The 15,117-nt window shown below is 32.3% G+C and carries 15 protein-coding genes; 4 read left to right on the top strand and 11 right to left on the bottom strand.

The annotated features are described in order from the left end of the window. Positions 1-661 precede the first annotated feature (661 nt). From ACYSNW_RS09950 to ACYSNW_RS09940, 3 genes are all read left to right on the top strand, one after another. A complete protein-coding gene (locus tag ACYSNW_RS09950; protein ID WP_461744341.1) occupies positions 662-835 on the top strand; it encodes a VOC family protein in 174 nt (57 codons plus the stop codon). Next, the gene (locus ACYSNW_RS09945; protein ID WP_461744340.1) at positions 829-1,083 is read left to right on the top strand and encodes a hypothetical protein; all 255 of its coding nucleotides are present in this window, start codon (positions 829-831) and stop codon (positions 1,081-1,083) included. The genes ACYSNW_RS09950 and ACYSNW_RS09945 overlap by 7 nt, the downstream gene beginning before the upstream one ends. Positions 1,084-1,499: 416 nt before the next feature. Then, the gene (locus ACYSNW_RS09940) at positions 1,500-2,384 is read left to right on the top strand and encodes a YitT family protein (RefSeq protein ID WP_461744339.1); all 885 of its coding nucleotides are present in this window, start codon (positions 1,500-1,502) and stop codon (positions 2,382-2,384) included. A gap of 913 nt (positions 2,385-3,297) precedes the next feature. On the opposite strand, the gene ACYSNW_RS09935 is transcribed toward ACYSNW_RS09940, so the two are convergent. After that, entirely contained in the window at positions 3,298-3,978 is a 681-nt protein-coding gene (locus ACYSNW_RS09935; RefSeq protein ID WP_461744338.1) for a winged helix-turn-helix domain-containing protein, read from the bottom strand. Positions 3,979-4,743: 765 nt separating this feature from the next. Here ACYSNW_RS09935 and ACYSNW_RS09930 point away from each other — a divergent pair. Further along, a complete protein-coding gene (locus ACYSNW_RS09930; RefSeq protein ID WP_461744337.1) occupies positions 4,744-4,896 on the top strand; it encodes a transposase domain-containing protein in 153 nt (50 codons plus the stop codon). Between the two features lie 558 nt (positions 4,897-5,454). On the opposite strand, the gene ACYSNW_RS09925 is transcribed toward ACYSNW_RS09930, so the two are convergent. The 10 genes from ACYSNW_RS09925 to ACYSNW_RS09880 form a co-directional block, all read right to left on the bottom strand. Further along, positions 5,455-6,045 carry a hypothetical protein gene (locus ACYSNW_RS09925; protein ID WP_461744336.1) on the bottom strand — a complete coding sequence of 197 codons (591 nt, stop codon included), beginning with the start codon at positions 6,043-6,045 and terminating at the stop codon, positions 5,455-5,457. A gap of 6 nt (positions 6,046-6,051) precedes the next feature. Further along, positions 6,052-6,219 (bottom strand): hypothetical protein, encoded by a 168-nt coding sequence (locus tag ACYSNW_RS09920; RefSeq protein WP_461744335.1) that lies wholly within the window; start codon positions 6,217-6,219, stop codon positions 6,052-6,054. Between the two features lie 378 nt (positions 6,220-6,597). Beyond that, positions 6,598-9,855 carry an isopeptide-forming domain-containing fimbrial protein gene (locus ACYSNW_RS09915; RefSeq protein ID WP_461744334.1) on the bottom strand — a complete coding sequence of 1,086 codons (3,258 nt, stop codon included), beginning with the start codon at positions 9,853-9,855 and terminating at the stop codon, positions 6,598-6,600. A gap of 276 nt (positions 9,856-10,131) precedes the next feature. Continuing rightward, the gene (locus ACYSNW_RS09910; protein ID WP_461744333.1) at positions 10,132-10,950 is read right to left on the bottom strand and encodes a WxL domain-containing protein; all 819 of its coding nucleotides are present in this window, start codon (positions 10,948-10,950) and stop codon (positions 10,132-10,134) included. Positions 10,951-11,013: 63 nt separating this feature from the next. Then, positions 11,014-11,796 (bottom strand): WxL domain-containing protein, encoded by a 783-nt coding sequence (locus ACYSNW_RS09905; protein ID WP_461744332.1) that lies wholly within the window; start codon positions 11,794-11,796, stop codon positions 11,014-11,016. Next, positions 11,780-12,109: an LPXTG cell wall anchor domain-containing protein gene (locus tag ACYSNW_RS09900; protein WP_461744331.1), complete on the bottom strand. Its 330-nt coding sequence runs from the start codon at positions 12,107-12,109 to the stop codon at positions 11,780-11,782. The genes ACYSNW_RS09905 and ACYSNW_RS09900 overlap by 17 nt, the downstream gene beginning before the upstream one ends. A 38-nt stretch (positions 12,110-12,147) precedes the next feature. After that, positions 12,148-12,660 carry a signal peptidase I gene (gene lepB / locus ACYSNW_RS09895; RefSeq protein ID WP_461744330.1) on the bottom strand — a complete coding sequence of 171 codons (513 nt, stop codon included), beginning with the start codon at positions 12,658-12,660 and terminating at the stop codon, positions 12,148-12,150. Between the two features lie 9 nt (positions 12,661-12,669). Continuing rightward, positions 12,670-13,344 carry a hypothetical protein gene (locus tag ACYSNW_RS09890; RefSeq protein WP_461744329.1) on the bottom strand — a complete coding sequence of 225 codons (675 nt, stop codon included), beginning with the start codon at positions 13,342-13,344 and terminating at the stop codon, positions 12,670-12,672. Continuing rightward, positions 13,341-14,429, bottom strand: coding sequence for a DUF916 and DUF3324 domain-containing protein (locus ACYSNW_RS09885; protein ID WP_461744328.1), 1,089 nt, complete (start codon positions 14,427-14,429; stop codon positions 13,341-13,343). Before ACYSNW_RS09885 ends, ACYSNW_RS09890 begins: the two co-directional genes overlap by 4 nt. Positions 14,430-14,439: 10 nt before the next feature. Next, on the bottom strand, positions 14,440-15,117 hold the full coding sequence (locus tag ACYSNW_RS09880) for a winged helix-turn-helix domain-containing protein (protein WP_461744327.1): 678 nt from the start codon (positions 15,115-15,117) through the stop codon (positions 14,440-14,442).

Genomic DNA, 15,117 nt, shown 5'->3' with positions numbered 1-15,117 from the left:
ACTCTGCTTAACCAATTGCCAATAGCGTAGCCTTAATGACCTATTTTCTTTTGTGTGCCCGTCAATTCTCTTTGCCCTTTAGCCACAAAGCCAGAAAAAGATGGTTCTTTAGCATACCTATTGTGTGAACGAGTGCAGGAAAAGCTGTTCTCGTTTTTTTGTTTTCTATCCTAGATTCACCAAGAAAAAGAAATTAGATGTAGGGTGAAAAGATAACACGATAGGAATAGTGAATTTTATCTGAAACTACATTTAAGAAAAAAATAAATAGGCACTTCATTTACTAGTACCACCTAATAAATGAAGCCCCGAATAGACGTCATACTCCATCTATCCAAGTTGCCTGATTACTAGTACCATAGCACTAGCTTCTTTATTGTACATAATTTTTGTAAGAATTTCTAGACACTTTTTGGAATTTCTTTCAATTCGATAAAGATTCTTATGGTTTAGTGATCATTTCAACGGTAGAGGCTGCAAACTCTACCGTTTTTCTTTTTCTTTGGTGTTTTGATAGTACGCCTATTTCAAAATACCTTGTTTTGCAAAATTTATGGATACGCATTTTTTACATAAATCGAATTACTCTAATTTATTATTACTCTTGACATTAACTCAACGTCAATCATTATACTCTTAAGTAAGAGAGGGGAGTTAAGCTATGGAATTTTATATAATGCCAGCATTTAATAAGATTATGGTCAATGATATTACTAAAGCTACTAGATGGTATGAGAACACTTTAGGATTTAAATCATTATTTAAATTTAGGAATGAAAAAAATGAGGTTATCATGGATCATTTACGCCTTTCAAACTATCAAGATATATGTTAATCCAATCTAATGATTTTACTGTCGGAAATGGTTTAAGATTGAATTTATCGATTAATACTATTGATAATCTAAAAAATAAACTGGCTAAAAATGATATTATTGAACCAAAAACAGTTCAACCCTGGAATGCTACAGAAATTACAATTAAAGATTGTGATGGGTATTTAATTACGTTGACACAAGTAAATATAGAGAATCCCAAAACGTTTGATACTGTTATGGAAAGTAGTAGAAAAAGTTACAACTAAGTGATTTATTCATTCTTTCAAATAGTTTCAATTATTGTGCATTTTAAAAAAGGATTAACTACAGAAGTAAGTACCTCATCCAATCACTTCGTTCTTTGGATATATCGCGATAAGAAGGAATTGTCGAAAATGCCAAGAAACACAAATGGTTTACTTTGATGTCCTATTATTTTTATTTGGTAGTTTTTATTTTTTTGTGAGTTCTTGCGCTCTTTGTATTAAATAATGGTTTGGATATTGTCGATATTTCGATTAGTCTATGCCAATTATTCAGTTTTAGCGGATAGAACCAGAGTACTTTTTATTTTGTCTCACTCACTTCTTGTTCTACATTAAAACAATTTAATGTTTTTGCTTCTATTTCGTGATAGTATAGCTAAGGAATTAGCAATTATTTTTATGATATGGAGGGAATTATGAAAGCATTTATTCGAAAAAAACAGTTTCTAGACACACTTTATGTTACTTTAGGTTCTCTTGTTTTAGCGATATCGATCAATTGTATTCTATTACCGAATAAGCTGGTAGCTGGAGGAGCTAGTGGAATCAGTGTTGTAATCAATTATTTATTCGGGATTAATCCTGCGATTGTTTTATATGCAATCAATTTACCACTATTAGTTCTTTGCTTTTTTCTGCTTGGCAAAGAGGTAGGAATCAAAACAATTTATGGTGGCTTGATTTATCCATTCTTTGTAGGAATCACAACTGATTTACCAACGTTGACACATAATCTTTTTTTAGCAACCATCTTTGGTGGTGTTCTAACGGGAATTGGTTTAGGTTTGGTATTTAGAGGAAATGCTTCTACTGGAGGAACCGCGATTATTTCACAAATCGTTAATAAGTATTTCAACATTTCACTTGGTGTTTCTATTTTGTTTGTTGACGGTTTGGTTATTTTATCTGCCTTATATGTATTCGACATCGATACAGTACTGTTTTCATTGATTTGTCTGTACTTGATTGGTCGTGTGGTCGATTTAGTCCAAGTTGGTTTTGCTCGTTCTAAAAACGTCTTGATTATTTCGCCTAAATATATGGAAATTAAAGAGAAAGTATTAGTCGAATTAGACAAAGGATTAACGATGATTCCTATCGAAGGCGGTTATCAAAAAGAGGAAAGTATGTTGTTGATGTCTGTGATTAGTGAAAAAGATTTTAGTAAAATGAAAGATCATGTTTTAGCTATCGATGAACATGCGTTTATTGTTTCGATGAACGCAAGCGAGGTCTTTGGTCGTGGCTTTAGTTTGAAAAAAATGGCGGAAGAATACGGAATCGAGACAAATAATCTTTAACTCAACTCCAACATTTATTTCCCACCTATTTTCTTAAACAAACCTAAAAGAAAATAACTCAGGATTAATTTTTTACCCTAAGAACTAAATTGATGTCTAACGACTTCTTTCTCCAAATGTATCGTAATAAGCGACTACTCACAAAAATGTAAAAAAACACGAAAAATTACCGTTTAAGGCTGAATGATTTCTATATGATGTTTTTCAACTTTTTGTGAGCGTTCACTTATTGTTTCATCATTATCTATTAAGGTCTTAAAACTATTGTTTAAAATCGAGCCATTGGATGAAGCATCCGTTATTGCGTTCTTTGCAATGAATGTCGGGGCGGAAATTGCCAACATTCTGTGGAAAAATCGATAGAACTATTCAGGGCAATCTCATTGTTGCCTTCTCTCAACAAAGTAACAATTACATAATATGTTCATTTTTTATACGACAGCCATTGTTGTGCTAAACCGTAGTCTCGCTTTCTTTAACTTTTAAGTCAAACCACTTGCAATAATATCTTCATAAGTAACTTCCGCCATCTTAATTATTAACTATAGTGTCTTTGTTTTTTCAAGTTATAATACTATATATTTTTCAATAGTAACCACGATATTACAATCAATCACTAAACGATGCACCTTTATCACACTTCGTTTGATTGTATTCAGTGAACTCATTACTGTTTGTTTTTGCTAAATCTGATATCTTCTCGATAATTGGTTCTTACTCTGATAAATGGATCAATGTAACTTTTTTCTGTCCTATATGAGAAACCAATCACAAGGTTTTCCACATAAGTTAAACAAAAAAACAATACTAACAATGGTATAAACAGTAAGAAATTCGACCAGTTACTTTAATTTTTGTTCAAAATAACTGTTCTAATTAATTGCATATGTACAAATTCTTTTAGAATACAAAATCAGCATTCGACTTCATTTTTTGTAAAAACATACCCCTTTCCACGCGTCGTTACAATATCAAAATTACTAAGCTTTATTTTCTCTCGTACATGAAAAACAACATTCGCAACTTTCGGTCTAATTTCTTCTTTTTTTTCAGTTGAAAGATCTAGCCAAATAGATTTTGCAATTTCCTCATAAGTCACAGTACTATTCATTTTACTAACTAGTAAAGAGAGAACTTTATATTCCATCCCAGTAAGCGAGCGTTCTTCATTATCAATTACAATGGATTGATTACTTTCATTTAATATTGAATGATCTTCCATTTTTTCTTTTACCAATGTTTCCATCATCGACAAACGACTAAACATATTTTTTATAATATAATTAAGTTTTTCTAAATCCTCTGGGAATGACAACACACTATTGACTCCCATTTCAAGTAGTATTCGTTGCTCCTCTCTTTCCAAATGGGAAATTCCTACCCACAAAAACATAGTTGGCATCGATTTGAAGCACAATAAACAATCAATAATTCTGGCAAAATAATTATCGCTGCTAAAATACATAATTACTCCATCTAAATTTTCTACCTGTTTCTTCTCTTTAACCAAAATAAATGTTGTATCTTCCAAGTCAAAAACATTTGTTATTTTTTCGTATATATCATTACAATCTGTGATAATACCTATTTTCATAAATCAGTCTCCTTATCCTTATTAAAGTATATATAGCAATCTTTTAGCACACTATACAACTCCAAAAAATATAATGATTTTTTCAATATCATTTTCGTCCAAAGTTATATTATATTATTATTTTTTGATTGTCTATACAAAAAAACTCATATTTTTTTCATATTTTTTTATTTCGGTAAAAAAAAATGATAATTAATTCTACAGCAAATGAAATAAAATCATTTCTATACAATATACTAAGAAATAAAAAAATATTCTAAAGAATATAATAATGAACTAAAAGATAATTATTCAATGCCAAAAAAAGTTAAAATCAGCTGAAAAAAAGTCTACTTAAAAACATATTCTTGTCTTCCTCTTCTTTATTTAAAGCAAATCGATTCATCTCCCTCCATATTCCATTTTTTTATTTCACATCATTTTAACTGGCAATAAACAAAAAAAACGAAAAATAACTATATATTTACGCCTCAAAAAATACAATTAAAGCGAACTGTTAGTGCAAATAATCTAACTAAAAAGGAAATAAAATATGAAATTGTAACATGCAGTTAGCGAATTAAGTTTTATAGCAACAACATTTAGCTTCGAAATCAAGTTTATACGATGTATCATCGATTTACTTCATTCTCTGTAATTCATCGCAATAAGAAAATGATAGGAAACACGAAAATTCCTCTTCCAAAGTCTGATAATGCCTATTTGGAGCTTTGCATTTTTTGATAATCAGAGGTTGGGGCAATAGCTAATGGCATTTCTTATAGCTTGATTGACACAGCCAAATCTAATGGGCTCGATCCAACCAAATACTTAGCTTTTTTATTTGAAAAACTACCCAATCTTAAGGATTGGTCAAATTCTATCGAACTTGAAACTTATTTACCTTGGGCAAAACAAGTTCAACTTGCTTGTAAATAAACGAATGGGACTCACTATGTATACTATACAACTGTGAATCCCTATTTGACATATACTTTATTATTTCCCGCTTACATTTTATTCTCTTTATGTCGCAATAATTCCACTTCATTACTGAGCGCTTCAATTCTCAAACGCAAAAAATAAATGAACACTAATTCCCGTGTATACAAATCGTAAGAGGAACTCTTGCCCATAAGTACTATCCTTATTGTTATATCCATTTTAAACAAGCCTAAAATAAGGTTTTTATCTTATTAAAGAATCCCTACCTACTTCAGATGAATAATTTAGTGAAAAGCGACGAACTCATTTTAGATTTGAACAAGGAATGTACAATCCCCATGACTTATCTATACTTTAAGATTAAAAGAGTACCAAAACACATACCTTAAACATATTTTTTATAGATTTAAATCATTTAAGAACACAAAAATATGATTTTTTCTGAGCAATAGCTTGATTCAGACAACATAGCAAAAAACAGAAATTACATTCATTAAAAAGCATGTGCCCTGCTATTATTTACGCGTTAAATTACTTCTTTAAAAGATACTTTTAGTACCATGAAACAGGAACACTAAAGCTCATTGTAGAACTAAATCCTTCATTCCAATCAAAAGAGTCGGATTGACCGTTCATTGAGAGAGTTATTTCCTGTATATTTGGATCTAGATTTCTAATAATAATAGCATTATTAGAAAATTCGCAAGCTAGCTCTCCACCGTTTGCTTGGACATCTATTTTAGTGAATTGCGACGAGTATTTAACAGGACTTTCTATAATAAATATTTTGTTTTCTTTGCTGATATAAGTTTTTGGTAATGTTATAGTGGAACCCTGACTAAAGAATGATGTTAAATGGTTTAGATTTTCTAATGGGGTTAAATCTGTAATATTTGCGTAACCGAAGTATAAACTCTCAACATTATCCAGTTGAGAAAAAGGACGTATGTCTATTATGGAATTCGTAGCTGAAACCATAGAGTTATAGGTATAATATGTTTTCAAATTTTTCAAATTTGAAATTGATCTGTAATCTACAATATTTTCAACTGGATTTACGTTTAGATTTTCGACATTACTTGCATATTGTAATCCTTCAATAGTTCTAGCTGGATTTGTTCCTAGAAATGTCAACTTAGACATTTCAGCTTAATTAGGTAATTGATAAGAATTATTTATTGTTTCAATTTGACCAACTACCGCATTTCTCATATCCTTATCAGGAATATATACATAGTCTTCACTCGCTTGAACTTGTGTCGTACAAGCAATGCCTCCCAAAAATAAAAATCCTAAACCTAACAAAACTTTTTTCATAAAAAAATCTCCTTTATAAATAATGTATGATGATATTAATTCTGTTACAAAACTTCAAAACGAATGAACCATTCTTAAAATTCTAACTACTTAGACAAAAATTCTTAGTAGTATTTTAATTTTTTATAAACTGAAAAGCCGAAAAGAACCCCTTCTTTTCGACTTTTCTTATATCTCTCTCAAATTATTCCCATGCCTTTTATAGTGATTGTGGCAGTTCATAACTTTCGATACAATTCTTTAAACCGACTCGTCTTCGTTCCAATATAAATACTTTATATTGGCGGAAAACTTTGCAGTAGAACCGTTTAATTTAGCCTGTCAGTTCGATTTGAAAAGAGCTGGTAAAAATAATCGTACTCCTTTTCACATCGCGTATTATAGTTTAGGGACTTCTGATAATGTCCACTGAATCGTTCCAGTGAAATCACCTAATGCATTACCTGAATTCATTGACGCAGGATTATACATTAGTTTAACCCCATTAGAATCATCCGTTGTACCCCAATCTGAAGATATATTCACGCTACCTTTTGATGTTCCATTTTGGATTGGTAAATCATCTCCACTTAGAACAACTGAGTTCTGACCATTGTTACTATTGTATTTCAAAGCGTTTGGCATAACCATTCCAGTCACATCATTTGTCATTGGTTTGGTTACTTTCGCTGACAATACCCAGCCAATTGTTTGATTAGATCGTGTATCAGAAACGGTCAAGTCACCATCTATAGTTGGATCATCTACGGTTTGTATATTGCTGGAAACTTTCAATGAACCAAAATCAATTGACTTAGGTGCTGAAATAATTTTCAATACTCCGTCAAAAGTATATGTTGCATGATCCCCTTTACCAGAAATAACAATAGTAGATGGATTTGGCGAACTCATTAATTGATACTCTGTTGCAGTTAATTTAGTGATAACTTTTTGTACATCAGTATTTTTGTTTAAATCGATAGACGCATTTACTGAAGAATCTATAACGATAGGATCGTTTAACACATTTCCATCTAAATCAACAAAGTGAACAGTTAAAGAAGTATCTAAAACTGTATCTGTAGTGACCGTATTAGATTCTCTTTCAAAAACAGCTCCAATATCGTCTGTACCAGAAGCCTTCGCTGTATTTGAAATCGTTGTTAATAATTTTTCTTTATTAACTTTTGCTTTGAATGTAACGGTCATTTTGTTTTCATTTTTAGAAGTTGTCGGCAAAATAGTTCCTAACGGTACTTTTAGCGTCCGTGAATTTGCATCATACGTTGCATTTTCTACTGAGTTCCCGTTTACTTTTACATCTGCCGTCTTTAGATCAAAGTCTAATCCTTCATCAAGAACATCTGTTAATTCAACATTATTCCATTTTATATTGCTACCTTCATCTTCATCATTTGAGACAACAACACTGTAGGTAAGTGTACTACCAACACCGATTTTATCTGTATCAATTGAATAGTTTTTCCCAACACTACCTTTAGTAATAACTCCTTTTTCAACTACATAAACAGTTGCAGGTTCAAACGTGGCATCCGCATATTTCAAAACTGCTGAAGGATTTATATTACCAACTGAATTATTTGTAATAGGTAACGGTTGTGTTTTCAGATTTGTTGGTGCCAACCCAGCACTATCTTGCAAATAGAGCTCCACTTTATCCCCAACAGATAATGGTGTTGTAAGCGGAAAATCAAACTCTCCATTTGAGTTAACATTAACAGTATCAGATAGCAAATTCCCATTTACTTTTACAAGTAATTTGGCCCCAGGTTCTGCACCTTTACCGGAAATGCTAGTATCTATGTTATATATTTTCCCAGAACTAACTTTCGCTGGTAAAGGAGGTGTTATTTTGAAAACTGCTTCTGAATCTGTAGGATCTGATACCAACTTCCCTCTCGTTGCAGTTGCTGTTAACTTGGTTCCAGCATTATAGAAGTCGTTTACTATCGTAGATACATATCCATCTTTATCTGTAGATAAATCTATAACTTCACTATTAGCGCTATTACTAATAGTTACTGGAAGACCCAAACCGGCATATTGTTCTATGAAAGTTAGATTACCATTTTCATCTAAACCTGAATCATCAGGAATTAATCCTAATACGACTCTTGCCATATTTTGAAGTTTTGAATCTGCATCTGATAAACGATATTGCCAATTTACTACTGGCTTTGAATTTAATCCAGTAATTCTGGAAATATTTAATCTAGAAGTTGTCGTTATACTGTTTATACTTTCCGCAAGTTCTGTCTCACTACTAGTAATAACGTTTCCTTTGGTGATTGAAAATGATCCAACATCGGAGTAATTAAAATCCGCTGAAGTACTAAAGGATGTCCCTAATTTCCAAAGTGATAGATTACTATTTAAGATATCTAGACGATTTCCAGATCCATTATTTTTAACTTGAACAGCATCAAATCTATTGTTATTTCTAGATCCGTTATTTCTAATATCAAATTGTTCTGGATTATCTATAGTAATTACATTATTTGTATTGGCAGCATTCGTCCCCAACTGAATTAGTCCGTTTGAAGCGCTCGTTGTTGAACCAATTATAAATAAGGATGATCCTTTTTGAAAATCCATATTTAAATTCGTAGCATAAGAACTATTCCAATTCATTATTGGAGTGCTTGCATTTGAAGACTCTGCATTTATATAATAGTTCTGCTCATCTTTAATAGATGGATTACTATTTAGGGAAGTAAGTGTCACAACAGATCCTTTTTTAGCAGTAAATTTTTGTCCATTACCTGCGAATTGTAACGCCGATCCAGGAACGGTAGAAGTAAATTTACTATTTTCTCCTACTTCTATATTCCTAAAGAACAAATAAATAGCTGGATAGTTCGTTCCAGTACCAGTATTTCGTAATTTAACATCGGCATTATCTCCGATTATAAAATCACCTGTACCCGTGTCCGAAGCGCCAACTTTTGATCTAAACCACATAATAGAATAATTAGAACTTGTTATTTCTCCATAATATTTTGTTCCATCAGCAAAGTTAATTCCACCTAAATAAAAATTCTCAGAGGTAGTAGAAACATAGTTTGTTCCAGAAAAGTTCATTTGTGCTCTAGGTGTTCTTGCAAGCCTAGAAGTTCTTCCTTTAGGAACATAAATATTTTCATAGTCAAATGTCCAATACTGCCCATATTGATTTCTACTAGCAGTATCATAACCACTAGGTGTACTTATAAACCCAGCATTCGTACCTGTACCATCATCACCTCTATTACTCACTGTAATATTAGATAGTTTCATAGTAGCATAACCTGAAGCTTCAGTCGGTTGACCTATTCGTAGGCTCGTAGCACCAAGTGTTATAGAGTAGTTTTGAAAATCTCCTGTCGTACCAGGTTTTGTTCCATCAATTTCTATACTAGTCGTTCGAATTGCAAGATATGTTCCACCCGTATAAGAAACATCATTTGTTAACGTTATTTTTGTTGTCGCTGGATTTTCGTATGCTGATTTAAACTCATCCCAAGTACCTGCTGTCACCTCTGCTGAAAACGCAGACTCTGCATGAAATAATCCTCCCAAAAATACTAGTATTAGTACTAGTGTAAATTTAACAAAATAATTATTAAAAATTCTTTTGTTATTTGTTTTTAGTTTCATTCATTCTCCCTCCATTCGTTCATAAATCACTAGCTGCAATCTATTAGTTAAAGAATTTCTAATTTTTATAGTTACTTTACTTTTTCATTTTCTATGCTCAAAAGAAAAAAGTAGCTTTGCATTTCGCGAAATTCTTTTTCACCCTAAGTTCATGCAACTAGCATAAAACTGGAGATTTTATTACAAAGTGATTTTAAGTAATTTTTCTTTTCAGTATATTACAATATTACAGAACAGGCAGGACTTCTAAAGCCCTACCTGATTCAATACATTTTATTATTGAGCTGGGTCAGTTGGCGCAGCCACGATAGACCAAGTAACAGTTGATGTATAATCACCTAATGTCATTGATGCTACTGTTGCTTGAGGAACAGTTAATTTAACAGAAGAAGCAGTTGTATCTTCACCCTTTGGTGTAACGCTTGTTCCAATAACCGCATTTGATGCATCGTAATCAGCACTTTGACCAAACTCTAGAACGTACGTACCAGCACCTTTTCCAGTAGCAGCATTTACAACTGTTACTGCAGCTCCATCTTCACCCAATGTGAATGCAGACGCATTAGCTGTTAATGCAGGCGCAATCTCTTTATTAATTGATTTTGTTTCAATTAATGGATTTGTATAACTAATTGTTGCTCCACCTAATTTTTTTGAATTATCAGCAAGTGCAAATTGTTTTGTCATCGCTGCTGTAATTGTGTATCCAGCATTCGTACCTCGAACATCAGACCAAGCAACTAGTGCTCCACGTTTTTCTCCTGTTGGTTTTTTATCTGCATCAATAAGTGAAATAGCATCAGCATTTCTTTCGATGGTTGCATTCCCAGTTTGAATAGTCCCAAATTCTAAATCAGTTGTATTCGTGATTGCTAAAGGACCTTCTTCCCCTGGATGTACTCCTGGTGTGTCTGGATCAACGTCAGGACCTTTATCAGGTTTTTCTGGATCAACAATCGGATCTGTAGGTTTAACTGAACCAGATTCAACTTTCACATGACCATTTGATTCTGCAGCATTTGCTGCTGTCGGTACCGCCAAACCAGCGACCACCGCTGTTAATAATACGATAGAACTTAAACTTCTTACTTTCATTTCGTTTTCCTCCTTGGAAATTAAATTATTTATACAAAAGAGAATTTCTCTCTGATGTCCTGATTAATTTGGACCTGCAATCAGTGTCCATTGTAACGTTGTTGAATACTCAACTGGATAAATTTTGGTTTCTTTAGGAACTGTAAGAGAAATCGCAGAATTTTTATATTCTGGTTTATTATATTGTTGATTCGTCACGGCGTTTCCTTTTTTATCTTTCAAAGGAGTTAACGTCGGTTCTTTCTCTTGAGGGTTCGATTCAGAAGAACCAAAAGCAATGGTCCAAGAACCTTTCCCTTCGTTTGTTCCTGCAGTAGCAATCGTATATGCCATATCTAAAGAGTCGAGAGAGACAGCATCTCTTGTAACCAATGGTGCATTACTTGTTCCGTTCGTATTTGCCCAACTTTTATCAAAGGAAAGGACCGCCCCTTTCAGGAATCGAGTGTCATTATCTTGAACAATCGAACTGCTGAATTGACTTTTTTGTGTCAATTGCAATTCCCAACCATCATCCGGACGAAAATCTGATACTTGTACAAAATAGCCTCTTGCCGATGTATCATCCATAAACAATTGACCTAAGGAATCAAATTTACGACCAGATTTATTTAAATCTTCTGATCCAAAATTCAGCGAAGAAATGTAATCAATTCGAAGTGATCCTGTTGTCGAAGGACCTTCTCCTGGATCAACAACCACTTCCGGATGTTCCGGATCAATAATTCCTGATACACCAGAGTCTTCAACTGAAACATGACCCTCTTGCTCAGCGGCTATTACTGGGGAAGAGCTCACAAGAATAGAAAACAGAATACAAGCCAAACCACTAACTCTCTTTTTCATCATGATCTCTCCTTTTTTTACCTATTAAGAAAATAATGATGCATAAGATCAAACCAATCCCAATCCACATACTTGTTTTTTTTACTATTTCTCCTGTATTTGGAAAGCGTCCAACTGGTTTTTCGTGTAACTCACTTGACTCTTTTTTCGTTTCAGTACTACTAGATGATTCTTTCGGTTTTTGCGAGCTACTATCTTCATAAAATATAATTTTTCCAGGTACATCAGCCTGCCCACCATTATCTGCTAATGCAGTTATCGGTATCATAAAAAAGATAACTACTGCACTAACCAAAACAACTAATTTTTTCATAAACAATACCCTTTCTTTTCCAAATAAATACACAATCATCAAGTTACATGAAAGCTGCTTTTTAATACCCCTTTGATTGCTGAATGTTTCACCAGACCATAAGTACGACTATCGTTTTCAATAAATCGATTGTCACAAAGAACTAAGTACTCACTCTCAGGAATAGTGCTTTTTTCACTAATCGAATATAGCGAAAAATTTCTTGTAAAGAAACCTCCATATAGTTGACTTTCACCGATTTCATTTCGTATAAAATTTTCCGGTTGTTCTTTTTCATTCACATACAAAACATCATCTGTATAACGAACCTTTTCACCAGGCAGACCGATAACTCGTCTAATTGAATACGTTGAATTTTGTTTGATTAATACGATATCAAAACGTTTCAAGTTTTCGGTATTCTTATCGAAAAGAACAAGGTCATTTTTTCTCAGGGTAGGAGTCATCGTATATTCCCCAACCCTTCTTAGTGAAAATTTAAAACTGGCTAAACTACTAAAAATCAGAATAGATAGTGTGAAAATTAACAGAATTCGAATTGTTACTTTCATAGTCAATTCCTACTTCTCCACGTTGTTATCCAAAGAATTCGCATTAATTTTATAATATTCAAAGGCTTTGCTCTCATTTTCCTTCACTCGAGCTAATTCTGATTTATAAGAAGCCAAAATATCGTTCTTATCCCCATAAAATGAGTTGATATCTCGCGTTGCATTCATTCCTAACTGTCCAATTTGTTTATAATATTTATTAATTAGTCGTTGCCCTTCTTTTGTATTTGAAGTATTAGCTGTTTTGTTAGAATAGGTCGCCATCGACAACGCTAAGTATTTGATATTTTGCTTACTCGCTTCTTCATCATTTGAGGTAGCAGAAGCTTTTTCGATTTCTTTGGTAAAATCATCTACTAGAAAATAACCTCGTACAATTAAATCAGAATCTGTAGATGAAATATTCGCGTTCTGATAGTAAATGAATCCATATAGACCTGAGATTAAGAGTACTTCTAAAATTACTAATACGATAATCGAATGTTGTTGCTTTTTGATACTTTTTTCTAAAAGAAATTTATTTTTTTTAAATCGTTTCTTCTTTTTTCTATTCTTCTTTTTCTTTAAAAACTCTTTTAACTCTTTTTTCTTTACAAAGAATAAGAAACTTCGCATAGCTAAGAGAATCAGCAAAATAATAATTAATGAGATTAAAGCTACTTTAATAATTTGAGTGAGTGTCATAACTCAGTCTTCTTCTTTCTTTTTTTCTTCTTCTTTCTTGCTTCTTCCGCTTTTTTGGCCTCTTTTTTCTTTTTAATAAGGAAATAATAGATACTCGAAACTACTGCTAGAATAGCGATAAACCCACCAACTAATAGTAAAATCAATTTCCAGTCAACAGTTTCCTGTGTCAATGCCGAATTCTTCTCATTATACTTATCTGCTTCTTTTTTAGTTATTTCAAATTCTTCATCCCATTCCCAAGTTTGGCTACCAATAGTTGCTTTCCCTTTTGATCTATATTTGCCTGGAACCATTTCATCGTTATTCATTGATATTGGAAAATCGATGAAACTATTTGGCGCCATTTGAATTCCCGTTTGTCGTCCTTCATACAAAATTTCTTCACTGCCTGCTTTAGTAATTTGAGTTTCTAATGTAACATCCTTTTGGTAAGCTGGGACAGCATTTGCAACACGTGTATAAATCGTATTGTTATAATTTCGATCGCCTGCATATGATTTTCTATATTGTAATTCCGGCTTCACTTCATTACTGTTTTCTTTTAACAAAATAGCAATCACATACGCATACTCATTTTTCACACGCGCACCTGAAGAAGCAGTTGAATTTTCATCCTCTTTCGCTTTTAAAGTTAAGCCACCTGCAATAACGCCATCATAAGCTACTTCTGGCATTTTTACTGAAATTTCTAATGTCTTAGTTTCTTTTGCTTTAAGCACAAATTCTTTTTCAGTAGAAACAAGATCATTAAAATTAATCGCTAATGATTCATCTGTATCAATCTTCGTTTGGTTGTATTCAATAACGCCATTGCTATTAGTTTTCGCTGAATCTAAAACGGTTTGTATCGTTTGATCCTTATCAGATAAACTAGTAATTGATATTTTTAACACTTGTTCTTGACCAGGTGTCATCATTAAATCAAAATAAGCAATATTTTCATCTATTTGATTATCAGGCTTTTCTATCCTGTATGTATAGGCTATTCCAGAATCTTCTGCATATGTCGAACACGGAAATACAAACATGAATAATGATATAAATAGAACTAAAAATGACCATCTAGTTACGTTTTTTTTCATAATAACTCCTTTAATTTTCTACTTTAGTTTTTTTTAAAATGTATCCTTTTCCTCTTGTAGTAACAATATCAAAAATTCCAGATTCAATTTTTTCTCGAACATGAAAGATAATATTGGCTATTTTAGGTCTAACCTCTGCACTATCTTCTGAATCATTTCCCCAGATAGTTTTAGCTAGTTCATCATACGTTACTGTATTATTTAATTGATTAATTAGTAAGGAGAACACTTTATACTCTGTTCTCGTAAGCGATCGTTCCTCATTATTAATTATTACCGATTGATTATTTTCATTCAAAACTAGTTTTTTACTTGTTTCTTGTAGCTCTATATTTTCTTCGACACTTATACGATTAAATGCATTCTTGACAATGTAAAAACTTTTTTTAATTTCATCAGGAAATGAAAAAACATTATTAACACCCATTTCTAATAATATATTTTCTTCGTCATCCAATAGTTTCGGTACACCTACCCACAAAAAAGCTGTTGGTTTTGTTTTTAAATAAAGTAAATTTTCAATAATTTTTGCAAAATAATTATCATTCGCAAAATAAATAATTATTCCTTTTAAATCATCTAACTGATTCTTATCTTCAACTAAACATATAGTTTCATTTTTCGATTGAAAAGTATTTTTAATTTTTTCATACATATCAGTGCAGTCTGTAATAAATCCAATTTCCAT

The organism is Enterococcus sp. LJL99 (genome assembly GCF_054871725.1).
The sequence above is the reverse complement of the archived record's forward strand: the minus strand, read 5'-3'. Positions and strand labels throughout refer to the sequence as shown.